At 47.3% G+C, this 26,518-nt stretch carries 34 protein-coding genes; 15 read left to right on the forward strand and 19 right to left on the reverse strand.

Features of this window, described 5'->3' with window-relative positions:
* Positions 1-286: 286 nt before the first annotated feature.
* The 4 genes from ICT70_RS04715 (at position 287) to ICT70_RS15230 (ending at position 2,235) form a co-directional block, all read left to right on the forward strand.
* Complete coding sequence (locus ICT70_RS04715; RefSeq protein WP_191154243.1) at positions 287-502, forward strand: AbrB/MazE/SpoVT family DNA-binding domain-containing protein; 216 nt, start codon at positions 287-289, stop codon at positions 500-502.
* On the forward strand, positions 499-924 hold the full coding sequence (locus ICT70_RS04720) for a PIN domain-containing protein (protein WP_191154244.1): 426 nt from the start codon (positions 499-501) through the stop codon (positions 922-924). Before ICT70_RS04715 ends, ICT70_RS04720 begins: the two co-directional genes overlap by 4 nt.
* Before the next feature lie 727 nt (positions 925-1,651).
* Entirely contained in the window at positions 1,652-1,909 is a 258-nt protein-coding gene (locus ICT70_RS04725) for an AbrB/MazE/SpoVT family DNA-binding domain-containing protein (protein WP_191154245.1), read from the forward strand.
* Positions 1,909-2,235, forward strand: coding sequence for a type II toxin-antitoxin system PemK/MazF family toxin (locus tag ICT70_RS15230; protein ID WP_191154246.1), 327 nt, complete (start codon positions 1,909-1,911; stop codon positions 2,233-2,235). Before ICT70_RS04725 ends, ICT70_RS15230 begins: the two co-directional genes overlap by 1 nt.
* A 285-nt stretch (positions 2,236-2,520) precedes the next feature.
* Here the strand turns inward: ICT70_RS15230 and ICT70_RS04735 are convergent, their stop codons facing one another.
* The 6 genes from ICT70_RS04735 to ICT70_RS04760 form a co-directional block, all read right to left on the reverse strand.
* Positions 2,521-3,000, reverse strand: coding sequence for a bacteriohemerythrin (locus tag ICT70_RS04735; RefSeq protein ID WP_191154247.1), 480 nt, complete (start codon positions 2,998-3,000; stop codon positions 2,521-2,523).
* A 240-nt stretch (positions 3,001-3,240) separates the two neighbouring features.
* Complete coding sequence (locus ICT70_RS04740) at positions 3,241-4,251, reverse strand: SEC-C metal-binding domain-containing protein (protein ID WP_191154248.1); 1,011 nt, start codon at positions 4,249-4,251, stop codon at positions 3,241-3,243.
* A gap of 31 nt (positions 4,252-4,282) precedes the next feature.
* Positions 4,283-4,552 carry a type II toxin-antitoxin system mRNA interferase toxin, RelE/StbE family gene (locus tag ICT70_RS04745; RefSeq protein WP_191154366.1) on the reverse strand — a complete coding sequence of 90 codons (270 nt, stop codon included), beginning with the start codon at positions 4,550-4,552 and terminating at the stop codon, positions 4,283-4,285.
* 15 nt (positions 4,553-4,567) lie between these two features.
* On the reverse strand, positions 4,568-4,819 hold the full coding sequence (locus ICT70_RS04750) for a type II toxin-antitoxin system Phd/YefM family antitoxin (protein WP_191154249.1): 252 nt from the start codon (positions 4,817-4,819) through the stop codon (positions 4,568-4,570).
* A 268-nt stretch (positions 4,820-5,087) separates the two neighbouring features.
* Positions 5,088-5,462: an HVO_A0114 family putative DNA-binding protein gene (locus ICT70_RS04755; protein ID WP_191154250.1), complete on the reverse strand. Its 375-nt coding sequence runs from the start codon at positions 5,460-5,462 to the stop codon at positions 5,088-5,090.
* Positions 5,455-5,805, reverse strand: coding sequence for a toxin-antitoxin system TumE family protein (locus ICT70_RS04760; RefSeq protein ID WP_191154251.1), 351 nt, complete (start codon positions 5,803-5,805; stop codon positions 5,455-5,457). Before ICT70_RS04760 ends, ICT70_RS04755 begins: the two co-directional genes overlap by 8 nt.
* A gap of 161 nt (positions 5,806-5,966) precedes the next feature.
* On the opposite strand from ICT70_RS04760, the gene ICT70_RS04765 reads away from it, so the two are divergent.
* Complete coding sequence (locus ICT70_RS04765; protein WP_224746820.1) at positions 5,967-6,542, forward strand: recombinase family protein; 576 nt, start codon at positions 5,967-5,969, stop codon at positions 6,540-6,542.
* Positions 6,543-6,686: 144 nt separating this feature from the next.
* On the opposite strand, the gene ICT70_RS04770 is transcribed toward ICT70_RS04765, so the two are convergent.
* From ICT70_RS04770 to ICT70_RS04785, 4 genes are all read right to left on the reverse strand, one after another.
* Complete coding sequence (locus tag ICT70_RS04770; RefSeq protein ID WP_191154252.1) at positions 6,687-7,025, reverse strand: hypothetical protein; 339 nt, start codon at positions 7,023-7,025, stop codon at positions 6,687-6,689.
* On the reverse strand, positions 7,022-7,300 hold the full coding sequence (locus ICT70_RS04775; RefSeq protein ID WP_191154253.1) for a hypothetical protein: 279 nt from the start codon (positions 7,298-7,300) through the stop codon (positions 7,022-7,024). Before ICT70_RS04775 ends, ICT70_RS04770 begins: the two co-directional genes overlap by 4 nt.
* 177 nt (positions 7,301-7,477) lie before the next feature.
* Positions 7,478-9,433: a M48 family metallopeptidase gene (locus ICT70_RS04780; protein WP_191154254.1), complete on the reverse strand. Its 1,956-nt coding sequence runs from the start codon at positions 9,431-9,433 to the stop codon at positions 7,478-7,480.
* 15 nt (positions 9,434-9,448) lie between these two features.
* A complete protein-coding gene (locus tag ICT70_RS04785) occupies positions 9,449-10,051 on the reverse strand; it encodes a LemA family protein (RefSeq protein ID WP_224746821.1) in 603 nt (200 codons plus the stop codon).
* A gap of 126 nt (positions 10,052-10,177) precedes the next feature.
* Here ICT70_RS04785 and ICT70_RS04790 point away from each other — a divergent pair, with 126 nt between their 5' ends.
* Positions 10,178-10,414: a hypothetical protein gene (locus ICT70_RS04790; protein WP_191154255.1), complete on the forward strand. Its 237-nt coding sequence runs from the start codon at positions 10,178-10,180 to the stop codon at positions 10,412-10,414.
* A 525-nt stretch (positions 10,415-10,939) separates the two neighbouring features.
* Here ICT70_RS04790 and ICT70_RS04795 read toward each other — a convergent pair.
* Together ICT70_RS04795 and ICT70_RS04800 are read right to left on the reverse strand one after the other, a co-directional pair.
* Positions 10,940-11,872 (reverse strand): nucleotidyl transferase AbiEii/AbiGii toxin family protein, encoded by a 933-nt coding sequence (locus ICT70_RS04795; protein ID WP_191154256.1) that lies wholly within the window; start codon positions 11,870-11,872, stop codon positions 10,940-10,942.
* Positions 11,865-12,629 (reverse strand): type IV toxin-antitoxin system AbiEi family antitoxin domain-containing protein, encoded by a 765-nt coding sequence (locus ICT70_RS04800; RefSeq protein ID WP_191154257.1) that lies wholly within the window; start codon positions 12,627-12,629, stop codon positions 11,865-11,867. Before ICT70_RS04800 ends, ICT70_RS04795 begins: the two co-directional genes overlap by 8 nt.
* Before the next feature lie 455 nt (positions 12,630-13,084).
* On the opposite strand from ICT70_RS04800, the gene ICT70_RS04805 reads away from it, so the two are divergent.
* Positions 13,085-13,312, forward strand: a complete 228-nt coding sequence (locus ICT70_RS04805; RefSeq protein ID WP_191154258.1) for an AbrB/MazE/SpoVT family DNA-binding domain-containing protein — start codon at positions 13,085-13,087, stop codon at positions 13,310-13,312.
* A gap of 4 nt (positions 13,313-13,316) precedes the next feature.
* The gene (locus tag ICT70_RS04810) at positions 13,317-13,706 is read left to right on the forward strand and encodes a type II toxin-antitoxin system death-on-curing family toxin (RefSeq protein ID WP_191154259.1); all 390 of its coding nucleotides are present in this window, start codon (positions 13,317-13,319) and stop codon (positions 13,704-13,706) included.
* A 147-nt stretch (positions 13,707-13,853) separates the two neighbouring features.
* On the opposite strand, the gene ICT70_RS15160 is transcribed toward ICT70_RS04810, so the two are convergent.
* Positions 13,854-14,849, reverse strand: a complete 996-nt coding sequence (locus ICT70_RS15160; protein WP_191154260.1) for a WCX domain-containing protein — start codon at positions 14,847-14,849, stop codon at positions 13,854-13,856.
* A gap of 285 nt (positions 14,850-15,134) precedes the next feature.
* Here ICT70_RS15160 and ICT70_RS04820 point away from each other — a divergent pair, with 285 nt between their 5' ends.
* From ICT70_RS04820 to ICT70_RS04835, 4 genes are read left to right on the forward strand one after another with little or no spacing between them, the layout of a single operon-like run.
* A complete protein-coding gene (locus ICT70_RS04820; RefSeq protein ID WP_191154261.1) occupies positions 15,135-15,581 on the forward strand; it encodes a hypothetical protein in 447 nt (148 codons plus the stop codon).
* Complete coding sequence (locus ICT70_RS04825; protein ID WP_191154262.1) at positions 15,578-16,003, forward strand: hypothetical protein; 426 nt, start codon at positions 15,578-15,580, stop codon at positions 16,001-16,003. The genes ICT70_RS04820 and ICT70_RS04825 overlap by 4 nt, the downstream gene beginning before the upstream one ends.
* A gap of 30 nt (positions 16,004-16,033) precedes the next feature.
* Positions 16,034-16,693, forward strand: a complete 660-nt coding sequence (locus ICT70_RS04830; RefSeq protein ID WP_191154263.1) for a hypothetical protein — start codon at positions 16,034-16,036, stop codon at positions 16,691-16,693.
* Positions 16,694-16,735: 42 nt separating this feature from the next.
* Positions 16,736-17,674, forward strand: a complete 939-nt coding sequence (locus ICT70_RS04835) for a metallophosphoesterase (protein ID WP_191154264.1) — start codon at positions 16,736-16,738, stop codon at positions 17,672-17,674.
* A gap of 259 nt (positions 17,675-17,933) precedes the next feature.
* Here the strand turns inward: ICT70_RS04835 and ICT70_RS04840 are convergent, their stop codons facing one another.
* Together ICT70_RS04840 and ICT70_RS04845 are read right to left on the reverse strand one after the other, a co-directional pair.
* Positions 17,934-18,251, reverse strand: a complete 318-nt coding sequence (locus ICT70_RS04840; protein ID WP_191154265.1) for a hypothetical protein — start codon at positions 18,249-18,251, stop codon at positions 17,934-17,936.
* A 302-nt stretch (positions 18,252-18,553) separates the two neighbouring features.
* Positions 18,554-20,611: an ATP-binding protein gene (locus ICT70_RS04845; protein WP_191154266.1), complete on the reverse strand. Its 2,058-nt coding sequence runs from the start codon at positions 20,609-20,611 to the stop codon at positions 18,554-18,556.
* Between the two features lie 230 nt (positions 20,612-20,841).
* Between ICT70_RS04845 and ICT70_RS04850 the strand changes: the two genes are divergently transcribed.
* The 3 genes from ICT70_RS04850 (at position 20,842) to ICT70_RS04860 (ending at position 21,961) form a co-directional block, all read left to right on the forward strand.
* Positions 20,842-21,315, forward strand: a complete 474-nt coding sequence (locus ICT70_RS04850; protein ID WP_191154267.1) for a hypothetical protein — start codon at positions 20,842-20,844, stop codon at positions 21,313-21,315.
* Positions 21,316-21,423: 108 nt separating this feature from the next.
* Positions 21,424-21,669 carry a type II toxin-antitoxin system ParD family antitoxin gene (locus tag ICT70_RS04855; RefSeq protein ID WP_191154268.1) on the forward strand — a complete coding sequence of 82 codons (246 nt, stop codon included), beginning with the start codon at positions 21,424-21,426 and terminating at the stop codon, positions 21,667-21,669.
* Entirely contained in the window at positions 21,662-21,961 is a 300-nt protein-coding gene (locus tag ICT70_RS04860) for a type II toxin-antitoxin system RelE/ParE family toxin (protein ID WP_191154269.1), read from the forward strand. Before ICT70_RS04855 ends, ICT70_RS04860 begins: the two co-directional genes overlap by 8 nt.
* Here ICT70_RS04860 and ICT70_RS04865 read toward each other — a convergent pair.
* The 4 genes from ICT70_RS04865 to ICT70_RS04880 form a co-directional block, all read right to left on the reverse strand.
* On the reverse strand, positions 21,947-22,354 hold the full coding sequence (locus tag ICT70_RS04865) for a virulence RhuM family protein (RefSeq protein ID WP_191154270.1): 408 nt from the start codon (positions 22,352-22,354) through the stop codon (positions 21,947-21,949). The genes ICT70_RS04860 and ICT70_RS04865 overlap by 15 nt on opposite strands.
* Before the next feature lie 309 nt (positions 22,355-22,663).
* The gene (locus ICT70_RS04870) at positions 22,664-24,043 is read right to left on the reverse strand and encodes a hypothetical protein (protein WP_191154271.1); all 1,380 of its coding nucleotides are present in this window, start codon (positions 24,041-24,043) and stop codon (positions 22,664-22,666) included.
* On the reverse strand, positions 24,036-26,039 hold the full coding sequence (locus ICT70_RS04875; RefSeq protein ID WP_191154272.1) for an AAA family ATPase: 2,004 nt from the start codon (positions 26,037-26,039) through the stop codon (positions 24,036-24,038). Before ICT70_RS04875 ends, ICT70_RS04870 begins: the two co-directional genes overlap by 8 nt.
* Positions 26,040-26,085: 46 nt before the next feature.
* Positions 26,086-26,469 carry a hypothetical protein gene (locus ICT70_RS04880; protein ID WP_191154273.1) on the reverse strand — a complete coding sequence of 128 codons (384 nt, stop codon included), beginning with the start codon at positions 26,467-26,469 and terminating at the stop codon, positions 26,086-26,088.
* Positions 26,470-26,518: the final 49 nt, after the last annotated feature.

Raw genomic sequence — 26,518 nt, forward strand, 5'->3', positions numbered from 1 at the left:
TCAAAGATCTTTTTGTCGAACGAAATGTCAGACAGCCCAGCCTGGGGATTTCAGGTTGGGCTGGTTAATTTTCTGGATGGCGTGTATTTTCCGACTACGGAAGACGCATCAACCGCCCACTTCGCCAGACACGGACAATGCTGAGACTTTGAGAATCACGGCGATAAACGATTCGGAGCGGGGTGAACAAAGTAGAAACCATCAATTTTTACCGTCAGTCTTTTCCGATTGACAGTCGGCGGAGAACCTTTTATCTTTACTTTATCCCTAAAGTAAAGGAGGTGCTATGCCGAAAGTCAGCGCAAAGAGGCAAATTACCTTACCTGTCAGTCAGTGTGAAGCCTTGGGTATTGAACCTGGGGATGATGTGGAAAGTTTTGTGGCCCATGGTCAATTGACTATTGTAAAGAAGCAAAAAGGGGCAGCTAGAGGCGTCTTAAGGCATGTTCAGGGGAACCCCTCTATGACCGATGAGGAGTCATTGGCGAGCTCTCTGTTATGATCGCAATAGATACCAATGTGCTGTTGCGATATCTGCTTGAAGATGATGCCCGTCAGTTTCAAAAAGCGGCTAAATTGATTTTATCAGGGCAGAAGAAAGTTTTGGTCACTGATGTCGTACTTGTTGAAACGATCTGGACACTGCGAGGGAAAAAGTACCAGCTGAATAAGGACGAATTGGTGGCTGTTCTTCAGTCGCTGTTTCAGGAGCCGAACATCAGGTTTGAAGATGGTCAGGCCGTATGGGTGGCACTTACCGATTACCGAAACGCAAAACCGGTGAAGGGAAAAGAAGCTGATTTTGCTGATGCTCTGATCATCAACAAGTCTAAACAAATTGCCGGCAAGGAAAAGAAGGTTTTTGAGGGATCGTATACATTCGATCTTGCCGCACAGTCTTTGCCGGGATCCAAGGCTCCTTAATAAAGAGGGAATATCAACACTTCTTGGGCAAATCACTTCGCTCCGATAAGTGACCCAGTTTACATCAGAACGACTGGCCCAGTTTCACCGGAATACTCAGACGATTACTGAATAAGCCGGTCATCTGTCTATCGCTCTGGGAACTGCCAACTTGGTTCCTGAAATAGACGCAATATAGGAACAACCGGTCTGAATCCTCAAGCGGGGTGTTCGTGTTCAAAAAGTGGTGAGATGCGAGAATGTTTTGTCCAGCTGAAAATGGAAAATCGCCCCTGCAAGAACACGTTTCAGCCGAGCAAACCGAGAAAGCAATGAAAGAGACGCGGTAAATCGTATTCACTTGTACAAGACTGTTACTTTTCCCTGCCTGATGGACCAGCGCAGAAATGGCTGTGGTTGAGACAAAGACTTCGGGAAGATCATCTAAAAAAGTGGGCATAGTGGAATCCTCTCAAGTCGTTCTATTGAATTAATGGTCTATATAAAAGGATAATTTTGAATTTTTGGTAAATAAGAAGAATGTATATGCTTCAGGGCACGCTGTTTTGCTGACCCTATCGCGAATCCTTCCATGGAGAACTTTTTTGCTCATGAAAGGAGATTTGTGTGATTCGCACAGCACTGTCTAACCGTTTCCGCTAGCCGTGATTTATGCCACCCATCCAAAAATGAATTGCAAATGGAGACCAAAGTAAGTTATACTTTTGTATAATTAAAAGGAGGCCACATGCACACAACGAGTTTGCGAAAAGTTGGCGGATCAGTCATGTTGGCGGTTCCACCAGCGATCCTTGACCTGCTGAATCTTCACCCAGGGGAAACCGTTGGCCTGTCCGTCGATCACGGTCGCTTGGTAATTGAACCAGCGATAAAACCACAATTTACCCTCGATGAACTGTTGGCACAATGCGATACCACCACCGAGATCAGTCCGGAGGATCGGGTTTGGCTCGATGAAAAACCATTCGGTCGTGAGTTGATCTGATGGAGCGGGGGGATATCTATCTTGTCTCGCTGGACCCTACAGAGGGGCATGAACAGAAGGGGCGCCGGCCAGTCTTAATCGTATCGCCTGGTGCTTTCAATCGATTAACCAAGACTCCGATCGTTCTTCCGATAACTACGGGGGGAAGGTTTGCTCGGACGGCGGGTTTTGCAGTATCCCTCTGCGAAACAACAACAAAGGGCGTTGTTCGCTGCGATCAACCCCGTGCCCTTGATCTGGCTTATCGGCAAGCCAAAAAACTGGAAACTGTACCCCAGTCGGTCATTAACGAGGTGTTGGCGAAATTGGCAACAATCTTAAGCTAAGTTTATTTTTGCGCTTTATGGAGCATGAAAAAATGGTGCCCGCAGAAACTGTCGGAAATATAGAGCATTATCAGAAAAGCCCTCGATTGCGCGATTGAGGGCTTTTCGTGTGTTATAGGTGGTGAGTTATTGGACAGGTTGGTTCAGTGCGACGAATAAGCAGAGCTAATGACCTAGCAGTGTATTGCCTCTGCGCTTTTCCTTGCGTCGGCCTTGATGCGATCATTAAGCACTTCCTCATTTCATTTTTTAATATCTATAAATTAAGAAACACTTACAAGGTGTCTAGAAAACAAGGGGCGATTCAGTATTCTTCGATAGAGGATGGTCTGGATTTTGCCTAAAAAATGACTCTTTGGCTTTCTCGCTGAGTTGAGATACGAAGACTCCAAAGGCTTTATCAACCTGGGCAATATGTTCCAGCAACCAGTCTTTTAAAAACTCGCTTAACTCATAACCTGCGATTTTTTCCCCAGTCCGATGTGTATGGTGCAGTCGGGTAACTTTTACCCTGAAGGCGTCATGTGCTGCGAGGTGCGCATCCTGATGTGGATAATTATTCTCCCGCATTGCTGCTTCCTCGGAGGCAAAATGGTCTTCAACATAGCACAGCAGTTTCTCAAGAATTTTTGAGGTTGTGTCTTCCTCCTCCCTTGTTTCGAGGGACATGTAGAGTTCGTTTATCATGTTGACGATCATCGTGTGTTGCAGGTCAATATGCGGTATACCCAACTCATATTGTTCTTTCCACTCAAAAAACACCATAAAGGCACCATCTCCTTGTGGATGAATATGAAGGCTAAATATTAGCAATATTTAACATGATGGGCGCTGGAAGTCAACAGGCGTTAAATTTAAATGTGAATTGCAACTGGGTAGATAAACATTTTCCTTTCTCAAAATTCGCAAGTTTAGAACGCTGGGAAAACGTCTTGAATTTTGTACTGCATTGTTTTCCGAGCCATAGATCTAAGTGGATCTAAACTTCCTGCAGCCCCTGGTACCTCAGACACCAAATTTGGCAGTAGCCCCAAGCAGTGGGAGTTTCCTGACCCTGAATTGTCGTGGATAGCGCTGCTCTGTTGATATCGGTTCACTTTTGGCTAACCCAAAAAAACCACAAAAATGTTCCAAGCTGCGAAGGCTGTAGCAGGAACGGACTGTCTGCTCCGGAGTGGTATAAGGCCCGGCCGGCACTTCCTCAAGAATCATGGGGAAAGCTTGCAAAAAATGGTCTTCATAGAAAGTCTGGGGCTGCCAATCGCCACCGTGCCGATGCAACAGGTAGAGAGAGAAGAGAAAGGACTGCTGGATAAAACCAAGCTCTGGGTAACCGTCCCAATACCCCCAGTTGAACTTCTCAACATAAGTGCGAAACAACCTTGGGTAGATACAGGTCATTCCTGTTGCGCCTATCAGCATGCGGCATTCACGACTGAGGATGAATTTCCCACGGTATTTTCGGATCAGCCCAGCGAGTTCAGCAACAATACGTGTCACGTGCAGATCAAAAAAATCTTCCTCTTTGTTGATATTGCCATAGCGAGTTTTCTCACCATGGACCAAATCTCCCCAGTAGCTAAGAGCCGCCTCGCGGCAGAAGCTTCTGGGAAGATTTCCCGTTGCGGTCGGTTTTAGACCCTTTTCACCAATCGCCTCCACCAGCATGCTAAAAAAGGTCAGAATAGGCGCGGAGGGTTGGGTCGCAAGCTGTTTTGGAAAGACGATGAGCGTGTCCGATTCAAATGGAAAATGGAGAAAGCGATGGATTTGCTCTGACGATAATCCGGCAAAATCCTTTTTGGGGAGCTGGTTGCGTTGAGTCATGTGCGTGGCAAGAAAGGCATTCACTTCGTCAAGAGAAGCAAAATCTTTACCCGCCAACAACTGACGGACTTCGGTGAAGGTTTCGACAACGTCCTCAGGCTGGGCAGATGATTGGTGCTTTTCGAGGCAACACTTTTTGTATTTCTTGCCACTGCCACAGGGACATGGGTCATTTCTGTTTATTTTCATCTAAATTGCCACCAATCCATTGATTCCGCACCTACCTCTTCAGGAACCGATAAACATCTTTACGATGCCCAACATGAACCACAAGGATGACCAGCACATCATCTTCAATCTGATAGAGAATCCGATAATCTCCAACGCGAACCCTGTATAGCGGAGGATCTGCGCCGACAAGTTGTTTGCTGCCCGCAGGGACCGGATTTACCGCCAGCGACAGCAAGGCCTGATCTAGTTTTTTCAGCAGGCGGCGATTGCTTTTAGCGGCCTTGGCTAGAGATTTTTCCGCCGCCGGGGTCAGTTCAATTCGATAGCCTACAGATTACAATCCCAGTTTTTTACGAACCTCATCGTAGGAGACTCGTTCCCCTTGAGATTCTTCGAGAGCGAGACGCGCCTCTTTAATATCGAGTTGATCTTCCAGCATTTCCAGAAGTTTCAAATCGTCAATGGAGATAATGGCTCCGACCTCACGGCCACGCTTGGTCAGGACAATGCGCTCCTGAGTATACCGAGCACGGTCAATAACATCACCCAGATGTTCCCTTGCGTCAGAGACTCCCATTCGTGTCATAAGACACCTTCCTTTCTAGTGACCAATTTGTACAGTTCGTACAAGCATCATCATTCACTTCTTGTCTCCGGTCAAGAGAATTTAAGCATTTCAGCAGCATCAAGGTTGCGGTTTCGTCTGTCCGAGAATTCATCCAGCATCAATATTCGATCAAGGAAAATCCAGCACGTATCGATCTTGTAAACCCTGGGTTAAAAGAAAGGGCCATCTGACTTTTTGTCGAATGGCCCTTGGTTGCTTTGATATCTCACACCTTAAAAAAGAATCGTCAATGAGCGTGTCTCTTGAGCCCAAACTCCACCTGGAAATCCGAGGCTTTGACTCTTGGAACAACTTGCCGTTTATTCTTTTCAAGCTCGATGATCCCATAGTTCGCCATGGTCTTCAGCGTCCTGGAGAGATTGCTGGTGGATCTCCCCGACAACTCTTCAAGTTCCCTCAACGATTGGGGATGCTTGTCTATAATCAGCTGCAATAATCGCTGGTTTTCACTGTTTAGCACTTGGGCCATGGATTGGAGTGATTCAAACCAGATTTTCGGCTCATTGCTTTGGGGAACATATTCGCCCTTGGCAATGGCAATACTTCTCTGCTTGTAATCTTCTCTCGTCATGATGCCGATTTTAAAGACATTTTTAGGCATGACCTGCTCCCAGATACGCTTCGACAGCTTCCCAGAAATCCACGAGAAGTTGTCCGGCTGATTCAAATTCGTAAGAAAAAACGTTCTCCTGCTGATGATTATGGTCCCAGGTCATCTTTCGGGCCCCATATTTTTTCCGTTTCGGTTTGACTGCGTGTGCGTTGTCGAAACCGATAACCCGCCTGTTGTTTTTATCGTGAAGAGTCAGGCTATAACTGATCCCATGAGGAATTTGCTCGCTCGGTTCGACCCGGTAAGCCTCGAATTTTGTCCAACACCCATTTTCCATCGGGAAGACTTCACCGTTCAGGTTCAGCAAGGTTTCGAGATCAAAATTACTCAAGGGATCACTCTTTCTTGATTGTTATCATGTGATGATAAGGATAGCGTTTCATTGTGTTCACTGCAAGGGTTCTTTTCTCCTGTATCCCGAGCCAAGCCCTTCATTCAAGATAAAATTATGACTTCCTCAGAGTTGCCATTGTGGCAAGAAAGGAGACGGTCATGAACAAAGGGATGCGCGTTGGTTATGCAAGGGTCAGCACAGCTGGGCAGAAACTGGATCTTCAACGTGAACGTCTTGCGGATTGTGATCGGGTATTTCATGAAAAGGTTTCAGGAAAATCCACAAGGAATCGCCCTGAATTGCAGAACGCTCTGGACTTTGTTCGGGATGGTGATATCTTCGTGGTCACCAAGCTGGATCGGCTCACCCGATCCGTCGTGGACCTCGCCAATATCGTGCAAAAGTTTGAGGCCAAAAACGTCGATCTGGTGGTGCTGGACCAAGGAATTGACACGACGTCGATCTATGGCCGACTCCAATTCAATATTCTTGCCGCCATCGGAGAGTTTGAAAGGGGAATTATTCGAGAGCGTTCTTACGAGGGCAGAATGCGCGCCCTCGCCAGGGGTTTCAAATTTGGAGCTAAGCCAAAGCTTGCCAGGAATGAAATATCTCAATTGATCAATGACTATGAAGCCCCTGGTTGCAGCAAGACGGAGATCGCTGACCACTACGGGATAAGCCGGTCATCCGTCTGTCGCATCTATTCTGAAAACTGCCAACACATGTCCTGAAATAGTCGCAATATTGGAACACCCCGCCTGGATCGAAAGTCGGGGTGTTCGTGTTCAATAAGTGGTTATATTTGAAACTCCTGCGAGGATGCTGTTTTGCAATTCGGGAGATGTCCAGATCCTTAATTCATTTCGTTAGAGCGGTCACTGTGACTCATCTTTCCAGTAAAAACGATTTTGCCCACCGATCCTGATATTTAAAAGAAGTATTGGTTCAGCCGGATCAGGTGGAACCCAGTAGAGAACAAGGAAATTTCGTGCTCCGGCATCCAGGACATATTCCCTCACAGTTATTTTTTTGCCTTGGACCGACCTTCTTCTTGCGGGGGCAATCTCGTCAAACGCGGAAATATTCTCCACCATTGCCTGGTAGCTTTGCTGCAAGCGTTCGACAAAACGAACCGCGCCCAATTCAGCATACTCGTCAAGAAATCCTTTCAATCGACGAGTAAACAATGGTGTGGCGACTACCTCCCGGGTCATCCTCTTTTCTTCTCCGAAACAGCTTTAGCCCGAGCGAGAGCATGATCGAATAGAGCATCAATCTTTTCGGCTGGCTCACAGATACCTGTTAGCTCAAATTCTTCCCATGCCGCAAGTGCTTCTGCTTCAAATTTAATATCCGCCTCGGCCGCCTCAATTGCCGGAGTGCCAATTGCCTCAAGTACAGCCCCCATCGGCCTTCCTATTTGCTTTGATAAAGTCTCCAGTCTTTCGGCAAATTCATCATCTACTCTTAAATTAAGCTGTCTAGTCATAACTGCACCCCTTTCAACTTTTTCACCATGCTAGCACCTGCTAGCATGGTGGTCAAGCCTGATCATAGTCTGCTGATAACTCAGTCTTCAGTATCTGACTTTAGTTGGCAGGTTTCCAACAGGGAGGACGGTACCTGGAGTTCAGCCGGACGCACAACATGCAAGCCCTCTGTCTTTTTAGCTGGAGAGTTTATCTACAAAAGGCGGAATTGGACAGCCCAAGGTTTCGGCGACGGCGCGCAGCAATTCAGCTTCACGTTCCCGAATCACCTGATCTGCACAAACCACCTCGACACAGGCCGTGAGTAGAGCTTTTTTGACTTGTGGTGCGGCAAGGGCAAGATGATCGAGAGCGCTATCAAGATGTTCCAGCTTACAGGCTGCGCTTGACAGAAGCTGTGGCTCGGCTGTTTTTGTCCGCAGGCGGTGTTCTCCTGCGCTGAAGGCCTTTTCAATATCAGCGGTATTGTTGCTACTCACCCGTGCCAGCGCCGAGAGTACGACGCTGCAATCTGGCATCAACCGGTCGATGGTGCGATACTGAGAGGTGGTCGACCGAGCATCCCCGAGCTGGAAAGCAAGATGGCGGCGGACGATTTTCTGCAGGGCGAATTCAAAGACACCGAGATGCCCATCGCTCTCAATGAGCCATTGGAGTGTGGTTTGAAACTGCTGAATTTCATCGAGTCGGAGCTGACGTAATGCAGGCAAAGAGAGATTTACCAACGGCAGACGCATCCGCCCGGCAATCGATGCAACATCCGGCCAGAGCTTTGCGGTTGTTTCACTGATTCCTAAAGGAATGCGGCGGGACAATTCCTTGAGTTGATGTGTGCGCAGATCCTCGTTGAAACTGAGCAGCAACGCATAAATGAGTGCGGTGGCGTCATGGGATTCGTGTGCAGCGAAACGGAGTCTTTCCGGGATGGAGTTCTGCAGTTTCTCGGCATAGTGCATATGCTGCAGCGTCGGATTACCCAGACTTGAAAGGACAGCTTCTGCCTGAATGACATCGAACCCCATGCCGACGTTACTGCCCGGCCCTTCCGCCAAGGCGGAAACGGGTGAAACAGAAAATCCCGAAGGCGGAGAGGTGACTGTCGAACGGGCTTGACTCGGTGCCGCCGGAGGGGCGTTGCTGACGGAAAATCTCCCATCCCAGCCCGGATCGATGGCTCTGATGCGCTTATCAAGGGGAGGGTGAGTGGCGAACAGCCCGTGAAACGACTTCCCCATTCCGTTTTCAAAAAACATGTGGCTGGCTTCCTCTGCATGGGCGGATTCGATTTTTGATCCCGCACCGCCGATTTTTTGCAGCGCCCTGGAAAGCCCCGCAGGATTGCGCGTAAACTGAACGGCGGAAGCGTCGCTGAGAAACTCCCGTTGCCGACTCAAAGCCGCCTGAATGAGCCGACCAAAAAACACCCCGATGGAACCAATGATGATCAGGGCAAATCCCATCAGTGGCAGCAGGTTTCTGTCCCTTCCCCCACGGGCATAGATCAGTACCCGGCCGATCACAGCCAGAAAAAGGATACCGAAAAGAACCCCCATAAGGCGCAGGTTCAGCCGCATGTCGCCATTAAGAATGTGACTGAACTCATGACCAATGACACCCTGCAACTCATCGCGATCAAGTAGGGTCATGCCCCCACGGGTAACGCCGATTGCGGCGTCGTCCGCCGTATGACCGGCGGCAAACGCATTGATGCTTTTTTCATTATCCAGCACATAAACCTTGGGAACGGGGACTCCGGAGGCGATGGCCATTTCCTCGACCACATTCATCAGTTTGCGTTCATCGGGATGATTTGTGTTGGGACTGACAAGGCGTCCGCCGAGGGTTTCGGCGACGACGCTGCCACCTTTGGCCAGGGTTGCGGTTTTATAGAGACTGCTGATTGCGATGACGCTGAGGGTGCCAAGGGTGACAAAAAGAAACAGCTCGGGCTGCCACAGCGTGAATACGGGCAGGGCTCCTCCCCCTGCCGATTGTTGCGATTGAGCCCCGTAGAATATCAACAGGCTGGCAACATATACCGAAGCAACGATACCGATCACCGCGATCACGAAATAAATAATCAGCAGCCTGGTGTTCCCCCTGGCCTGATCCTGACGGTCAAAAAAATCCATCAACAGCACTCCCTATCAATCAAAAGACACCTTTGGTGCTTCACGTTGCTCTGGCTTTTCGATAGCCAGCAGTTCGGCCACAACAAAATTGAACCAGGCGGCGATGATGCTACTTGGAAAAACCTCGCGCTGCGTGTTGTAGGCCATTACCGCGTCGTTGTAAGCCTGCCGGGCAAAGGCGACTTTGTTCTCCGCCGAGGTCAGTTCTTCCATAAGGGTCAGCATGGTCGTATTCGCTTTAAGATCAGGATACGACTCGGACAGCGCAAACAGACGGCCAAGAGTGCCTGTGAGTGTGCCTTCAGCGCGGGCGAGCTGTTGCATGGCAGCAGGATCGCCGGGATTGGCTGCAGCACCGGTGTTGGCACTGGCTGCGGCGTTGCGCGCTGCAATGACCGCTTCAAGGGTTTCACGTTCGTGTTTGATATAGCCTTTAGCCGTCTCGACCAGATTCGGAATCAGGTCGTATCGTCGCCTGAGCTGGACATCGATCTGCGCGTAGGCGTTCTTAAAACGATTGCGCAATGTGACGAGCTTATTGAAGGCGCCGACACCGAATAGCACGGCACCTATCAGCAGCGCCCCCAACACGATTAGAATGGTCTGCATTAACGTCATATCCGTCTCACTTTCTGGTTATTTCTCTATCATTGTTAATTGCCGTAGCAGTCTGATTCATGCTGCGGTTGTGCTGACAACTTGATCCTAAACCCTGAACTGTAGACTAAGGTCAAGAGTCAACGATTGGATTTGCAAAACAGCGGTGCAGGTAAAAAAACAATTATACAGGAGAAAGAACATGGTGCATTCCTTCTCTATCGGCAAATCGGCAAAATAACAGACGCCGGCATTGCTATTCAGGGCAACATTCTGTCTATCAAACGCGTGTTGAAGGCCTTGGAACAACTGGGTATCACGGAAATCAAAAACGGGCGAGTCAATCGTAGTATTATCGGCGCTAACCAGCCGAATCGCGATTGAAAATTGGCAAACTTGAACCGTTAAAGCAGCCTGTCCGAAAACCCACGACCATAAGAACGTTGATGAATCTTCGGAACCTCTCACCAACCTTTGACTCATTAGGGAACATCTTTTTGGCTGTGCCATCAACGGCGATACAAGCAGAAAGAAGCGCTTGGTCTAGCTCGCCTCGATCAGCAGCATCTAAGGAATGTTTGATGTGATCTGCAATTTTCATGGCATGCCTAACGATATAAGGGTTTTTACGACGCGCAGCCGTCGTAAAGACGCCTGTTGAACGAAACCCCTCCGTTTAGGTGACCTATGGAATTTTAAAGAGATGTCGGTGGAGGATGTTGTGCAAGTCTAGCTTGAATAATGTTACTTGGCAATAATGAAAGCGGAGCAACCATCTGCATTGACAATAAAGCGCATTCTTTCTCATCTTTTATCTTGCTTTGAATTAGTGACGTATCCGGCAGTCAACGACACTTTCTTACAAACCCTGCATTGCCAGAAATCCCGCCAGGGCTTCAGCGTGGCCAACTATTTTCTGGCTAACATCAAGCCTAGCTCTAGTGCTCCCAGCATCTCATCGAATTTTGTTGGGTTCTTGGCTTTCAGGATTTCAAGATTCATCAGCTTCCATCGGATGGCAGGCAAAGACTCGACATTCGGTATCCCGAGCAGATCCCAGTCTGGCTCAACCTGATGGACAGAATGGAGGAATCTGCGTTCGGCATCGTCAAGTGAAGAGGGCAGCTCTGCAAATAGACGCTCGCGTGTCTCTTCGAGCTCTTTAATGCTGACATCCCGAGTTGTCATCCCGATGAATTCTTTCTCGTACGCGCCCTTTATGTCATGGATTTGTGGCGGCAGCAATTCATGCATTGGTCGATTGTGTCCTGCCAGATAAATCACGAATGCCCGCCTCATGCGAGGAGTGATTCCACCGTTTTCATTGAGCAGCATCACGTCAAAGAGATCTCGCGGATGCTGGCGGTCGAGAGCTGCGACTAACTTGCTGGCGTAGAGTTCGTCAACATCGAGCATTGGTACGCTCACCTCCCGCTCGAACATGTCCTCAGCACCCTGGGTCAAACGGCCTTCAACGATTGGATAAACCGATCCACGGAAAACATGATTCACCTCAATCTTGACTCGCCATGTGCCACGGCTGACAAAGAGCTTAGTTTCCTGGTCGGAGCCTGAAGATGTCCTTTGAACTTTTACCCTCAAACGCTTTTCTAGCTCTTGGGCAACTTGTCGCAAGCTGCCCTCGATCGTGGCGAGCACGTCGTCTCTATTTGGTGCCGCAGGATCGATGAATACCAAATCGATATCAACTGATAGCCTCGGCATGTCACGGCAGAACAGATTGATCGCTGTGCCACCTTTCATGGCAAAACATTTCTGCGTGAACACGAATGGAATAGCGTCAAGCAATAGTGCAACGGTATCTTTGTAGCGACTATCCATGTGGATTTCTCAGCACCAAGGTTTTTTCTCCCTGGAGGGTATAATCTGACATTGAGCCGAAATCGATATCGGCAAGGTCTATTTTTTTCAGCACCGGCAATTTCAGTTCTTCGGCGACGTTCCAAAAGAGCCTTTTGACCTTGATTTTCTTGCAAGCCTTCAAGAGTTCTTGCATCTTTTTAGACCGTAAAGAATAAAGTCCTTCCATGATCTGCTTGGCTTCTTCCAGGGTCTGCTGTTTCGGTACAAAATCCAGCAATTCAAGCACGGCACGTTCCGGTTCCGACACAAAAGGAGCGTTTGGATCATTATCCAAACGAGAAACACACGGCCGCTCCGCCAAACTATCCTGCTCATCGAACAGAACACTATTCGACAGGCTGGCCCTGAATTGCTCTTGAAACCACTCTGGGAGTTTTCTTGTTCCGTGCCCGTAAAGCGTTAGCGTTTCCCCTCCTATACCCAGGTAGTGATTAAATCCTTTAAAAGCTAAAGCGCTTTTCCCACCGATATGGACTTTGACACCGTTGGCCTGAAGTGATGACACCGCACCTGTTTTGGTGAGCTTATCTCCCGCCCGAAGGTAATAGCCACTTCCTAATTGCGTTAACCAGCCCTTCTGAACATAGTGGTGTGCGAGCTGACGGGATACGCCAAACCCTTTCAGATGACTCGATGAAACAGCCATTCCCTGAGGCAGGCTAAAAAGGGCTTTTTTTAATATTTCACTGGAATGTAAAGCATCATTTGACATCATTTGCCTTATGCTAATGTTATAAAGTGCGTTTCCAGCACACAACATATTAAAATATTGACTATATGTAAAGCGATACTTTACATTTTAGCATTGTTTATATCAACTTATGCAATGCCTTCTCCGCCAGTAAGCAATTTTCCCCGCAATCACGATAAATTTAAAATTTAATCTGATGGTCACTGGTTCGATAGAGCACGTTCCACCAAGTTGAACGCTAACCCACGCCAGTCGAAATAGCAGGCAGGTGATCTCGTTTTATAAATCATCTTGCATTAATTTTGAGGGTTGAAATTGGTCTAGGTGAGAAGTTACTGCAAACCCTGACTTGTTGGACTTTTCTGTTGCACCTGCTGCGCAATTATCACTTATGTGCATTAACAGCTGCTTGACTATGACAAATCAATGTATTAACTTTGTACCTACATGGTAGTCACTAGACAGGGAGGTCCGGACTCATGATCAAAACGTTGACCAAACATGGAAACAGTTTGGCACTGGTGATTGAAAAGCCTGTTTTGGAATTGTTAGGGGTCAATGCGGAAACACCCTTCGATATTTCCACCGATGGACAGGTTCTCATTCTTGCGCCAGTCAGGGATATCAACCGTCAAGATTCATTCAGGGCGGCTTTAGATAAAGTCAATGCCCGGTATCCAAAAGCGTTGAAGAAATTGTCGGAGTAAGGCATTGGAACCAAATTTTCTTACATTGCTGGAAGTTTTGGAGATTCACCAAAACCAGACAAGTCTATATGGAGGTGATCCGGGGATCAGAGATATGGGTCTGCTAAAATCCGCTATCGGGATGTCTTCCGCTACGTATGGGGGAGAATTTCTTCATACCGATATCTTTGAAATGGCGGCAGCTGATCTGTTTCATCTCGTAAAAAATCACCCTTTTGTGGATGGCAACAAACGTGCTGGAGCTGTATCCGCTCTTGTTTTTCTTCTTCTGAACGGTTTTGAACTTGATGTACCTGAAGACGACTTTGCAGATCTTGTTTTGGCTGTTGTACAAGGAAAAATCGACAAGGCTCAGGTGGCTGTCTTTTTGAAACAATACTCAAAGGAAATTTGAATCACAACTAAGGGTTCTGTTTGCTCGATGCATAAGTGTTCCATAATTGCAGCATTACCAGCAAATCCAGCTCGGATGCCCTTAGGCGGGATTTTCGTGTTCAAAAAAGCAGTGTTTTATCGGACACAGCGAATGTTTGATGCGCTATCAAAGATAAATCTGCCTCAGTGACTCAACAATACCAACAAACTCACCGCGCAACCCCTCTGGCGCCAACACCTCAACCTTGTCACCAAAACCGAGCAGCCACCAGCGCAATTGCTGGGTATTTTTTACTGTCGCCGTAATCTGCACCCATCCTTCTTGATCGGGCTTGATTTTTTGATCTTTACTCAGCGGGCTCTCGAAAAGGTGGCGAGCCACATCTTCCTTCATACGAAATACCAAGTTCGATGGTCCTGCGGCATCAGTTGCGGGAAACTCCACCGCTCCCTTGTTCAGGTACTCGTCAAAGCGAAATCCGCTTGGGCGGCTAATGCCATCTGCGAGCATTCTGGCACTGCTGAAACGATGCAGCGCATAGAGGCGAACGTCGTCATAATCCCACAGGGTTGCCGCCAGATAGACAACCGGGTCACTGAATATCAAGCCTAACGGGTTAACAACAAACTCACGCTCTTTTTTCTCGTTTCTGCTGCGGTAGGTACCCAAAAATCGCCGGTCATGAAATAAAGCCTCATAAACCGTGGTCATTACCTCCGGCGCTATTGTTGGTGGCTTGAGAACCTGGGTGCGCTGGACAATCCGAACTTTATTTGGCCAGTTTTTTAATGCCGTTCCCTCCAATTGACCAAGGATGGCGTCCGCACGCTGAAAATGGGGCGAGATAGCGGACAAGCAACCCTTCGGCAGCAGGCGCGACAGGTACTCTTCCACCATATGAAAGGTGAGTGCCGCTGACGTATCCATTCCCGGCACATCAAACAACTCAGCATCTGCTGCCCACGACCAGCCGGACGGCTTATTGCCGTCGGTAATCAAAGGAAATTCGGCTGATAATTTATCCAGATCACGCTGGATGGTGCGGCGACTGGTTGGATAGCCGGCATGGTCGAGGTGTTCTTCGAGGGCAGCGGTGCTGACTTTGCGCGGGTGGCGCGGAATTCGCCGCAACATGTGCCAGTGTCGTAATAATGTGTCCACGGTGGAATTCTCCTTCTCAGGGTCGCGCTGATGATCCATAAGCCAGGCGACAATTCAGGTCGCTTGCCGCCAGCAGTGAGAAAAAACAGACATTCCTTGATACCTCAATCAACAAAAATGCATTCATGCGTCATGGATTGTCGCACTATCCGTCCAAGATAACAACCAGAAGGCTAATACCAGAAAGAGTTGTAGCCACAAGAATGCGTTACCTCAAACAGAGTTCCGATCCAAGGTAAAAACCAACACATTATCGACGACAGTCAACAAAGAACGAAGGAAAACATGACGCCATCTGCGATAAAAAATACCGCTGCCTTCTGGATTTCACCTGAGGGGATGATCCTGCCGGTTAAAACAAACCACATCGATTTTGTCATTCAGCATCCGGCTTTGTTCGCTGCCGACCTGGATGTCATGCGGCAACGCTATCAGATTCACAATGAGCCTTGGGGTAGCGAAGGCAAGGCGCGACACGAGATCATTTGCGATCTGGTGCTACAAGGGTGGATTCGCATTCGCCGTTATCGTCATTCGTACTCCATCAATGTCCGACAGCTTGACAATATCGCACTCAAGCGCCTTTCACATTTTGCCCGGCTTATAGCTGATACTGGCGTTGAAGGGAGCTTTGAAGCTGACTTGTATATGCCATGCAATATCATCGAGCTTCACCACCATCATCAGCATCACCAACTGACATTTTCTCAATTACAGGAGAAAGTCCAATGAACCAAACAGATTTGATATGTATAACACCGGATGAGAAGCAACGGATTAATCAATGGATTGAAGACAACAACTGTGATCCGTTCAAAGGAATCATTACCCTTGAATTCAGTTTCTGGATATTCGGAGCTGCAGTCGACCTGGAATATCAATACGACAAGACCTGTCACCGCGTGAACATACGAGAAGATGAGACAAACTTGCCGGAAAAGACGGTTTCTTGTTTGAACATTCGTGGTCTCCATCTCCCCCTGGAAGTGCCGGAATCTTTCTATACATTCTTCATTTCCCGGTCGCAGGCGAACACAACCGCTCATATAGACGAAGCCTGCGAACCCCCCGGCAGCACGATCCTGCTGGAAATTGATCATCATGGTGGCCGGATAAAGGCCTTTGCCCAGGAAGCGCTTATTGCTTCGTGGTAATATTTACCACTCAAAGAAAAGGTGATATCCATGTGGCATGCACAAATCAAAGAACTTCCTTCAACGCAAACAAGAAGGGAACTGATTGAGCAGGCGCTTAGCGCCCAGTCGATGACGGCTGATGGCCTGATCCGCAAGCTTGGTCACATCAATATGACCCTGGGGCGATTGCACCTTGACGCCCTGTTGCAGGGAGAAGAAAATCGACCGCTGTTGCGGCGCGTCGCCGCCCTCTTGCATATCAGCACAGAAGAGCTCATTGGCGAGCGGGTCTTTACTGATCACGAAGAATACCAGCGCTTTGTTTTTGTTCCGACGCTGTTGCGCATTCCAGAAAAAACAACACCAAACCAGATCATGCCGGTTGCTCTGGCGGGCATCGATCGGTTTTTATGTGTCGGCCGCTATCCGGAGATGCTCAACATTCAGCCTCAATATCAGGATGAGATTCTTGGGGCGATGATTCGTGAAGATGTTGCTGCGAATGAGATGGGCATCTTCGGCAGGGTCGTCGGCTACGCATTTTTACCTTCCTATGACGACATTCGTGCCTATGATACGAATGGGCAATTAATTCCGAACGCTTTGGTCAATAAAATCTATGTCGCTGCTCACAGCGGAATAGGGAGTAATGCTAACATTGAAAATAATGCTTTTATCTGCCAGTTGGTAAAATCAAACAGCGAGTAGTTTTCGCCATTTGGAAACTTATTTGACGTTCAGGAGCAACACATGTCTCTATCCGTTGATATCATCGGCGATGTTCATGGCAGAGCTGATGAATTGGAAGCGTTACTGAAAAAACTCGGCTACCGTGAGCATTCCGGCAGTTATCGCCACTCACAACGCACGGCCCTGTTTCTCGGTGATCTGATTGATCGTGGCAAAGATAATGCCCGCGTTGTCGGGATGGTGCGCGCCATGATCGATCATGGTCAGGCTACTGCCATTATGGGGAACCATGAGTACAACGCCATCTGCTACCATACCGAGCATCCGGAAACCGGCAAGCCGCTGCGTGAGCATAGCGCTAAAAATCGTAACCAGCACATTGAATTTCTCAGGGAATACGAGGGCAAACCAGGGGAGCTGCGCACCACCATTGATTGGTTCAAAGCGCTGCCCCTGTTTGTCGAAACGTCCAGCTTCAGAGCCGTCCATGCCACCTGGCACCCTGATCACATCCTGGCGATTCAGCAGCAGCTTAATAGATCAACCATTAATGATGAGTTCCTGCTTCGCGCCAGCGTTAAGCATTCACCGGAACACCGGCTGATTGAGGACACCCTCAAAGGGATGGAAATCAGGCTGCCGCAGGGCGAATGCTTTCATGATAAGGACGATCATCAACGAACCGAGATTCGTACCCGCTGGTGGCTGACCGAAGCAAATACCTATCAGGATGCGGCCATGGTTGCGGAAGATACCCTTGAAAAGATACCTACCGTTCCATTTACCTCCACCGACGGACTGATCGGTTATGGCTTGACTGAGCCACCCTTATTTATCGGGCATTATTGGCTGACCGGAAAGCCGCAACCTTTGACAGCGAACATCGGTTGTCTCGATTACAGTGTCGCCAAGGAAGGTGGCGCGTTATGCGCCTATCGGTTTGAAGGAGAGCCGGAACTTTCAGTAGCAAATTTTGTCAGTGTGGAAAGAATTAAGTGAGTCTTCCTCTGTTTGCCGCCAGTCAACTTGCCTTTAATCCGAGTTCTGCCTGCTTAGCCGATCTGTCGGCTGTTTTCTCGCAACATGTAACGCTTAAAAGGGGAAGGATTAAACAGCATAAATTGTCGCATGACTGGTGTAAAAAGAGATCCATCAGCCGTTAGTTGTCACATCTGAAGCCAAGTCATTTATCTGCAAATGTATATTTCAGAAACGATTATGTACTGATCTGCTAATCGCTGATCTGCTAATGAATTCATTAGCTTACCACCAGGCCATCTTTAATGTGGATTGAAAAGTTTTCCCCATAGCTTCCAGATGCTGGTCGGATGGTTGCACTGACCCAATCAGCAAAAACGAGCCCCATCTCGCAGATGATGTAACATCCCTTCGTTTCGACCAAAAAGAGCTTCCCCCCGACCAATGACCAGTACGCCACATACCCTCGTGCTGCCGCAGTTGATTGAAGTGCTTCTTCTGGACTATAGGCTACAGAATCGTTCTCGCAGATCGGCAAAGGATCAATAGCAATCCTTCGATCATTTAGAATTATTTCGTCTGGAATTTGATCACACATAGCTAACCTCGTTGAAAAATTTTATTGTCAAGTTCTTTGTACCAACAACAAACCAAATTATTGCGACAATACACGTCGTATTGATCGTCTTCTCACCCACAACCATAACATTCGTGACGGCTTGTTTATCGCGACACACTCTGACGTATTGGACTTGTAAGCAGAGGCGTTACCAGTAACATTAACACCTAAAACGGTACTTGCGTGCCGGCCCAAGACACTGTTTTTCAATAGTAGTCAACACCCATCGGGATAACGATACCGACCCTTAAAGTCGTCATTGCGTACAGGGGCAGGTTGTTTCAAGCAAAAGAAAAACCAATCTCTGCACGTTTGGTGGATCTGCCGGCTGATTCTTCCCGTAACAGGTAGGCTAACCTTTGCGGATCAGCCATCAAATCCAGAATTTCGGCTTTGCTTTTGACTGTGGTGAAATCACCAGGGGTCAACTTATCTGGCAAAAAACATGTTGCCGGACAGGGATAGCCAAAAAACAGCTCAAAGGCAGCACCGGCAGAAATCTTGGTCAATGGCTGCATCTCCACCTTGAAGGTAAATCGACGCAGGGATGCTGGGTCCAGCTCCTGCATCAGGTTTGTCGTGCAGGCAAATGGCAACGGGTGGGATTCCATCCAGGTCAGCATTTCGTTGACCAGAGAGACCTCCCACTGTTGACGCGAATGACGACGATCACGGAGCAAGGAATCGGCTTCATCAAAGATCAGAAAACTCTCTTCGGTTATGGCTTGCTCAAAAGCGTCAGCAATGGCGCGTTCGGTCTGTCCCACATAAGAGCCCAACAAATCCGACGTTTTCTTCACCAGCACCTCCATCCCCAATTGCTGGGCCAGGTGCCGGACCCAGGCGGTCTTACCGGTACCGGGGAGTCCGTGGAGGCACAGGGAGATATTGCGCTTACCTGATCGCTGTAAGCGTGCACTCAGATCATTGAGATCGAGATCCGCTTGTACCAGCTCCGGGTAAAATCGGTGGTCCTGGCGAACGGGTAGATGAACGCCCTGTCCGTGAATCGCTTTAACCATGTTCCGGGTGGCAAAAAGAACGTCATCAACCCCCGATCCGTTTAAGCGGGCAAAACGTACGGCATGATCAAGTACCGCTGGAGCAGCATCAATCTTAGCCAGTTCATCAATAGCGTTATCCGGCAGGTCCACCTGGTGGCGTTGGGAAACGCGCTTCCACACCTCCTGTCGCGCTGACACGGTCGGTCGTTTCATTTCAATGACCAACGACATACGACGGATCACCGATTCATCAAGAGACCTGACATTATTGATGACCCACAGGGTGGGAACCGGATTCTGCTCGAACAGTCGATTGGTAAAGACCTTCGATGTGAAACCCATTTTTGCACTGGATAAGGAAAACATCCCCGGACGCTCGAACAGGTCGTCCATCTCATCGAACATCAGGAGGCTGTTATTTTGATATTGCAGTAATTTTTGCGAGATATTGAGTGAACCCAAACGCTCCCTGCGCGATGGCTCATCACCTTCATCGCACGTTTCTCCAACGGCATAAAGGTCCGCGCCCAACCGCTGGGCCAAAACTTTACAAAATTCCGTCTTTCCGGTGCCGGGAGCACCCCACAACAGAATATTGATACCGGACTCTCGTTGACTCAACGCTTCGCGCATAAAACCATACAGACGATCCAGACTGGAACCCATATAGGCAAAGTCGCTCCAGTTCAAATCAGTGCAAACCGGCTGACCGATAATATGGTGGCGAATATCATCAGCATTATCCTTTGCTTTGGACAGCGCATCGATGACCTTTTTGTTCGGACTAAAGCGATCCAGTAAAAAATTCCCCTGTCTATTGCTGAGGGCAATCAATCCGCTAGAGGTCAAAGGACTATTCAAGCTCAGATACTCGGCAACGGTGCGCTGTGGCAAACCGGTCATCATGGCCACCGCTAAATGGGGGGAAATACCGTTCCGCGAAAGCGCATCGGCAAGGGATTCGAGGGAATCAAGTAACTGATAAAAGGCTAAAAGCGTGAATATGGTTTTTGCTTTGGCGTCGAGGTTCAGGACCTCTGATATCAGATCAATGTTTTTTTCAGGCAACAACGTAGCTACCGGCTGATCCATCAGATCACAGACCAGGTCCCTGAGTTCTTCCTTTTGACTTTTAATACTGCCACGCTCTCTGGCAACTTCAAGAAAGCCACCGACCTTATCCCAAAACCCATCAGGGACGTCCCTGTCTGTTATCTGCTCGAAATGGCCTTCCAGCCACTCCAGAAGATCGATCCACCCTTTTCTGTTGATACGGGGATCGTTGAGAATATTGGCAAGAAACAGCTGCAGTAATTGTTTTTCAAAATGATCCATGGAGACTCCTTGTCGCTGTTCAGTATTTATTGAACTGGAGTCTATCTAACCCCATGGATGCGTCAGAAGGTGTCGCTTTTGTAACGTGAGAGACAGAAAAAAAAGAGCCTACCCATGCGACACTATTTGTCGCAAAATAGTTGTAAACATTAATCATCACCCAACACAAATAACCTGCATAAAAAGGAGGAGTCATGGAGCCAAAAAGAATATCAGGATTCGAAACATGGATGCCGATTCAGGAACATACCAAGCGATCGGGCGTCCATCTGTCATTAGCATCATACGAATACCGCAAACCTCTGTTTCGGTTGGTCAATCTCAGTGGGCAGGATTCGGGGAGCGACCTCTATTTTGTCAATGACAGCGATCAGACACTGATTAGCGTCACCACAGCAACGGGCGGATTTACCACCGCTGATGACGATGTTTTTACCCTGCAACAGGGTCGTGATCCGGTGTATCGGGAGGTGCCGCCGGGGGAAGGCGTCAAGGTCAAAGAGTTTGACGGCTATTATGACCTTGATTATCTCTTCCAGGCGCGGATTCATATTCACTGCCCGAAACTCGGGAAACTGGAGGTAGTCAGTTCTATCGAAAAAGGCAGTATTCCAGATCAGGAGCTGCTATGGGATACCCTGGAGCCGGGAAAACATGGGCAGGTGATTTGGTGTGATGATGAGGGGAATGAGCGACAGGGTTAAGGTTTCATTCGTGCCGGTGCCGCTCTCGCCAGCTGCACGATTTTGCGCTATATTGCACGGATAGTATGGTTTTTGATTCGTCGTGATGCCAACAGAGGAGGCTACAGCATGAAAACTGTGCGCAAAACCATCACCCTGACTGATCAGCAAGACAACTGGGTCAAAGCTCAGATCAACGCTGGACACTACACCAACGATAGCGAGTACATCCGCGACCTGATCCGACGCGAACAGGAACGCAGCGCTGAGATCGAAGCGATTCGCGCCGCTCTGATCGAGGGTGAGGCCAGTGGCGAACCCCGCCGTTTCAACCCTGCTGAGTTTAAACAAAGGATGCTGGCCGCCCATGGCTGAATATCGCCTGGCTCCGGCGGCAGAGCGTGATCTGGAATCGATCTGGACCTATACGGTTAGACAATGGGGTATCGAGCAGGCAGATCGTTACATCGATTTCCTGACGGCGGCGTTTGCCGAATTGGCTGAATCACCCGAAACAGCGCCAAGCTGCAAGCACATCCGGACAGGCTATCGCCGGTGGGGCGTTGAGAGACATATGATCTACTTCCGAATAACCGACTACGGAATCGCCATTGTTCGGGTATTGCACGGCCGCATGGAGGCTTTGCGAGCATTAAAAGGGGTCTGACCCTTTTTTATTCAAGAAAACTGGCGCCGCCCATTTTCTAAAATGTGTTTCTTTTTCAGAATTGACCCGAAAACCAGCGGCAATAATTCCTTGCAAATTATAATGTTCTACTTCCCGGCTAACTTCCCGATTCCCCTCGGTTTGAACTATTGGGAATTTCCCAATAGTTGCCGATTCTTCCAGTTCCCCGGTTTTATAGATGTTTTTGAGGTGTTCATTGATGGTGGAAACATCGACCCCAAAGAGTTCCGCCATTCTTTTCTGGGTAAGCCAGACGGTTTCGTTATGAAAGATGATTTCTACTTTTACATCCCCATTACGCGCGGCATACAACAGGAATTCGGTTAATTCGTCCCGTGTGGAAAGCTGTTTTTCATTTTTTTCCTTACTCATATCACCGTCACTTTAGTTTTTGGTGAAAGCCGTTTGAAGCGTTCTTCCACATTGATACGATCTTTGTCGTCATTAAAACTGGCATCTTTGAAGACTACTTTTAAGGGTTGGAGTTCGGGGGGAGATGGTGCCCACGATTTTGAAGTCGATGTCTTTGTCAAAGCAAGCGACAAGGGCGTTGGGGGTTTGGACGACAAAAACGGTATTACCGAGTGTCTTTTTGAGAAAGAGTGGATGTTCAGTGTCAAATCCCTTCCTACAGTGCCCGGACAATTAAATGTCCTGCTCAATCGCAACATGCTGATACATCTAGGGTTGTCGTTCTGAAGAGTTGTGACCCTCTGCCTCTTGACGAAATTTCTCTGCCACAGATTTTTCAATAGCTTCAACAGTTTGTATCAGTCGTGTTGACTCTTGATTTTGCTCTTCATGAAACAGGCTGACATATTCATCAAAGCCGAATGCAGTGACGACCGATTCATTATCAAAGTCCTGTTGGGTTTTCATTTGCTTGAAAAACAGCAACCCGCAAGGTTTTACTTTCGCATCGAAGCACCCCTTCTGCTTATCCGATACGGTAAAACCAATTTTGTGTCCGAAAGCCACCAGGTCAGTCAGTATGGAGAAAAGTGCCATACGACGATATTGTGCGCCATCATTTTTCTGATTACGTTTGGCGTCAGCGATCAGATAAATCGGATCAAGTTTTTGTAGATCGCATCGAAAACAAAGGACAATGTCCGGCTGTTTGCCAGATGCATTGTTGTATTCAACGGCTTTCAATAACTCAATTGATCGATCAGTTGCTTTGACTTCCTCGGGAAAACCTTTGCGGATATGGAGTGTCAGACCATTCTTCTTTAAGGTCAAACCCTCACTCAACTTCAAACCCACCTTGAATATATTTTTTTCTGGACGCCAACCTTGGTCAACGAATGCTTTTGCCAAAGCAAGAGTTGCTATCATTTCTAGCATGTTGTCGGCATTAGTCCTATCGATATAGCATCTCTCTGAGTTTGGCTGGTCACTTGATGCAGCGGATTCTTTTTCAAAAAGCTGAACCAGTAATTTACCATCTTTTTCAGGATCAAACTGTTGCCATAATATTGTCTGCACCTTATCTAGCAAATCAGCAAGTTCTTTCCCCCCATCACATCGACGAAGCAATGACGACATATTGGCATCGTAGGTAATTGCCAATGGTGAAAAGCGAATGGTTGAGCAGGCGTGATCCATCGCCTTCGATCGTGCAATATAGCGTTCGTGTTTATGGCTCAGACCGGCAAGCTGCTGGCACCAAAGTAAAGCAATACCAAAAAGTCCCGACAACAGTGGGATGTCCGGCACATGTTCTACCCTGCGGTTTACATAGCATTGGGCCGGGCCGACTAGCTTGGAAATCTGCGTTCGACCCCAGTCTGTATTGCGGTGCATTCGCGACTCAGTTGTGCGACGAGTCAACGGGCGCGTCAGGTCACGATCAAGAAATTTTTGAATCAGCTCTTCGGCTTTGATCCGATCCGGATGGTCCAGCAACATCTGCTGGCGAAGAATGTCTACAGCATTGTCATTCAGGTAATCTGCAACCCACGCCAGCAGAAGCTGGCGATGACCTTCGAAGAATTTCACTGCAAGCCATTTTATGGATAAGAGAATTATTTTTTCTTCAGTTTGATCCAGATTACTCATGACTAGCCTGGTCAATAATTAATTTTTTAACTTCTTCGTCAAGTTGAGTGTTTCGAAAAAGACGTTCTAGTTCGATTTGCAGAAACTTGCTGATTTTACGACCATCGCAAATTGCGCGGTAAGGAGCCTCCTGCTTTTCCGGACCCTCTATACGGTAGAATTTGTAATCCTTAAAAGATTCAAGTATGAGCTCAATTGCGTCTTTTAATTTTTTCTTATCCTGAAAGCCGGTTAATGCAATTAACTGAGGAAAAACAGATATAGTAAGACCCAATGCCATATAGGAATAAACAACGCAACTTTGTTTTACTGAATTCCATGAGTCTTCTTCCATAAGGCTTAAATTTGCATCATTTGGCCCTGTTAGACCTTCTATAATAAAATCTATTACATCAAGAACTTGAGCAATTCCTATAACTCTTTCTTTTACTAAATCAAAACCATCAAGCCTATCATTATAGAAAAGACTTTTTATCAAATTGTCTTTATTAAAAATATTATGTCTGATTATTTTTTCATTTTTATTTTTTGTTATTTGATAAACTGATCTATTTCCAGATTCTTCTACTGATTTAATCTTATTTTTAGTGTGACCGATGACAATTTCTTTTGTTTCTTCATGTGATGGTGCCTCTACTCTGATAATGTTGAATCTTCTTTGGAAGGCGTATGATAGCTGATTAAGCCTGGATGCGTCAGCATCGTTCATGGTGCCGATAATTCTGAATTTTGACTGAATCGAATATTTGGGGTGATCCTTGTATGCATTATTGGTTTTTCCATAGGATTCAGGAAGAACAACGATAGGTAATAATTTTTTTTCAGAGCTTTCCTCTTCATTCTCTACTGGTTTTTCGAATGGCAAAATAGCAGGTTGCCCAGCCAGAACGGTGAACAGTTCACCAAAGCAGCTATCAATATCTGCTCGATTGAGTTCATCAATAATCAACCATTTGTCATCACTGATAGCCCTTAAGAAAAAGCCCTCAGAAAACCTGATGGCAGAACCTTCTATTGCCGGCATGTACCTGCCGATGAGTTCATCCGTACTCCAGGTAGGTGAAGCTGTTGCAATAATAGGCTCCTGAATGCCGGCAGCCCTTGCCAACTCCTTCGCCAAGGTTGTCTTCCCACACCCCGGCGGACCGGTAAAAATCACGTGCTTTCCAGCGTTAAGCGAAGCGCAGGCTGTTTCCAGTATTTGCCAGGGGAGCAGAATGTTGCGCTCCTTTAGTCTTCTCTGGACATCACTGGTTTCCAAATTAACAGGTCGTTTTGGAATGAAATCTTTGTAGGAGGGGAAGCCGTTGTTATCTTCTTCATATGCTTCGCTGATAATCATCTCGCGTGCAGCTAAAGCAGCACAGAATAAACCCCACTCGTTATCGTCATTCAGTTTATCATTGACAATCAAATCTGGTACGGTGATAGACCACTCGATATCTGTGCTTGAAAACACAGGCCAATATTTACCATAAACATCGATCTCTTCACTGCCTTGGACCTTCTCAGGGAACAGCCTTGAGGCGATAAATGCTATGTCAGGGAAGTTGTTTAGTCTTGGCAAGCGACACCTAGTTGACAATAGCGATTTATCTTCATTTAAATAATCTTCATCGTCTTCTATCTTGTCTATTCTTATTGTTGTATATTTTTCATTTATTTTCATTCTCAATACTATAGTATTTTTATCATCAGAATCTGGAGATACAAAACTTATTTTGCAATCATAGAATTTTTCATGGCAATTGTTAAAATAAATTTTGAATTTACTCCAATTGTTGCCCCTTGACGGCTTTATTGTCTTAAGATTTATCTTATAATCTTTTTTTTTATCTTTATCTTTATATTTAACTAAGGCTATTTCCTTTTCTATTTCATTTAAGCTTTCAAATGAATTTGAAATTCTACTTTTGACTATGCTGGCAATCCTGTCAATCGAATCATCTACTTCCGGTTTTGTCGTTGCAGGTTGGTTGTCCTTATTATGGTTCACAATGTTCCTCCCTTAGGTCTATATAGGTAACGATCTGTATACATCGCTATTCATCAGTTTCAGATTCACTTGGCCAGAAACTTTCTCTAAAGAACTGAAACAGCTCCTTGACCGGCGCAGGAACTTGCATTGCGTCGGTGCTGTCATCACTGCTGATCATCTCCAAGAGGTTCAGCAGGAATGCGTCACGCCCTTCAGGGGGCACATGTGGATCATCGTCATCTTCTGCATCCAGAATTTTTTTCAGATCAAAAGGCGGGGCCTGCATTCCTTCATCGATGGCATAATCAAAAAGAGCGTTCATAACCTCCATTTCGATAATTTCCACGAGCCAAAAATCCTCATCTGGGCAGACCCGGTGCTTTTCTGCCTGGGTGAGGATCCAAAGTTTTAGTTGCTCATAATCCATAGAGCTGTGTTGCTCCGGCATAGAATTGTCCCGTTAAAAAAATATCCAACCGTTATGACGGTTCCCATGA

The organism is Pelovirga terrestris (assembly GCF_014773365.1).
GTDB lineage: Bacteria > Desulfobacterota > Desulfuromonadia > Desulfuromonadales > Geopsychrobacteraceae > Pelovirga > Pelovirga terrestris.

Coding starts and splice junctions, on each gene's coding strand:
- ICT70_RS04860 (WP_191154269.1), top strand. CDS start 21,662: ATGGCTGAATATCGCCTGGCTCCGGCGGCAGAGCGTGATCTGGAATCG.
- ICT70_RS04840 (WP_191154265.1), bottom strand. CDS start 18,251: ATGTGTGATCAAATTCCAGACGAAATAATTCTAAATGATCGAAGGATT.
- ICT70_RS04740 (WP_191154248.1), bottom strand. CDS start 4,251: ATGAAAATAAACAGAAATGACCCATGTCCCTGTGGCAGTGGCAAGAAA.
- ICT70_RS04835 (WP_191154264.1), top strand. CDS start 16,736: ATGTCTCTATCCGTTGATATCATCGGCGATGTTCATGGCAGAGCTGAT.
- ICT70_RS04865 (WP_191154270.1), bottom strand. CDS start 22,354: ATGAGTAAGGAAAAAAATGAAAAACAGCTTTCCACACGGGACGAATTA.
- ICT70_RS04750 (WP_191154249.1), bottom strand. CDS start 4,819: ATGACACGAATGGGAGTCTCTGACGCAAGGGAACATCTGGGTGATGTT.
- ICT70_RS04880 (WP_191154273.1), bottom strand. CDS start 26,469: ATGCCGGAGCAACACAGCTCTATGGATTATGAGCAACTAAAACTTTGG.
- ICT70_RS04715 (WP_191154243.1), top strand. CDS start 287: ATGCCGAAAGTCAGCGCAAAGAGGCAAATTACCTTACCTGTCAGTCAG.
- ICT70_RS04820 (WP_191154261.1), top strand. CDS start 15,135: ATGACGCCATCTGCGATAAAAAATACCGCTGCCTTCTGGATTTCACCT.
- ICT70_RS04800 (WP_191154257.1), bottom strand. CDS start 12,629: ATGATGTCAAATGATGCTTTACATTCCAGTGAAATATTAAAAAAAGCC.
- ICT70_RS04805 (WP_191154258.1), top strand. CDS start 13,085: ATGATCAAAACGTTGACCAAACATGGAAACAGTTTGGCACTGGTGATT.
- ICT70_RS04855 (WP_191154268.1), top strand. CDS start 21,424: ATGAAAACTGTGCGCAAAACCATCACCCTGACTGATCAGCAAGACAAC.
- ICT70_RS04845 (WP_191154266.1), bottom strand. CDS start 20,611: ATGGATCATTTTGAAAAACAATTACTGCAGCTGTTTCTTGCCAATATT.
- ICT70_RS04765 (WP_224746820.1), top strand. CDS start 5,967: ATGAACAAAGGGATGCGCGTTGGTTATGCAAGGGTCAGCACAGCTGGG.
- ICT70_RS04770 (WP_191154252.1), bottom strand. CDS start 7,025: ATGACCCGGGAGGTAGTCGCCACACCATTGTTTACTCGTCGATTGAAA.
- ICT70_RS04725 (WP_191154245.1), top strand. CDS start 1,652: ATGCACACAACGAGTTTGCGAAAAGTTGGCGGATCAGTCATGTTGGCG.
- ICT70_RS04785 (WP_224746821.1), bottom strand. CDS start 10,051: ATGACGTTAATGCAGACCATTCTAATCGTGTTGGGGGCGCTGCTGATA.
- ICT70_RS04755 (WP_191154250.1), bottom strand. CDS start 5,462: ATGCCTAAAAATGTCTTTAAAATCGGCATCATGACGAGAGAAGATTAC.
- ICT70_RS04870 (WP_191154271.1), bottom strand. CDS start 24,043: ATGAGTAATCTGGATCAAACTGAAGAAAAAATAATTCTCTTATCCATA.
- ICT70_RS04795 (WP_191154256.1), bottom strand. CDS start 11,872: ATGGATAGTCGCTACAAAGATACCGTTGCACTATTGCTTGACGCTATT.
- ICT70_RS04780 (WP_191154254.1), bottom strand. CDS start 9,433: ATGGATTTTTTTGACCGTCAGGATCAGGCCAGGGGGAACACCAGGCTG.
- ICT70_RS15230 (WP_191154246.1), top strand. CDS start 1,909: ATGGAGCGGGGGGATATCTATCTTGTCTCGCTGGACCCTACAGAGGGG.
- ICT70_RS04850 (WP_191154267.1), top strand. CDS start 20,842: ATGCCGATTCAGGAACATACCAAGCGATCGGGCGTCCATCTGTCATTA.
- ICT70_RS04825 (WP_191154262.1), top strand. CDS start 15,578: ATGAACCAAACAGATTTGATATGTATAACACCGGATGAGAAGCAACGG.
- ICT70_RS04830 (WP_191154263.1), top strand. CDS start 16,034: ATGTGGCATGCACAAATCAAAGAACTTCCTTCAACGCAAACAAGAAGG.
- ICT70_RS04775 (WP_191154253.1), bottom strand. CDS start 7,300: ATGACTAGACAGCTTAATTTAAGAGTAGATGATGAATTTGCCGAAAGA.
- ICT70_RS04735 (WP_191154247.1), bottom strand. CDS start 3,000: ATGGTGTTTTTTGAGTGGAAAGAACAATATGAGTTGGGTATACCGCAT.
- ICT70_RS04720 (WP_191154244.1), top strand. CDS start 499: ATGATCGCAATAGATACCAATGTGCTGTTGCGATATCTGCTTGAAGAT.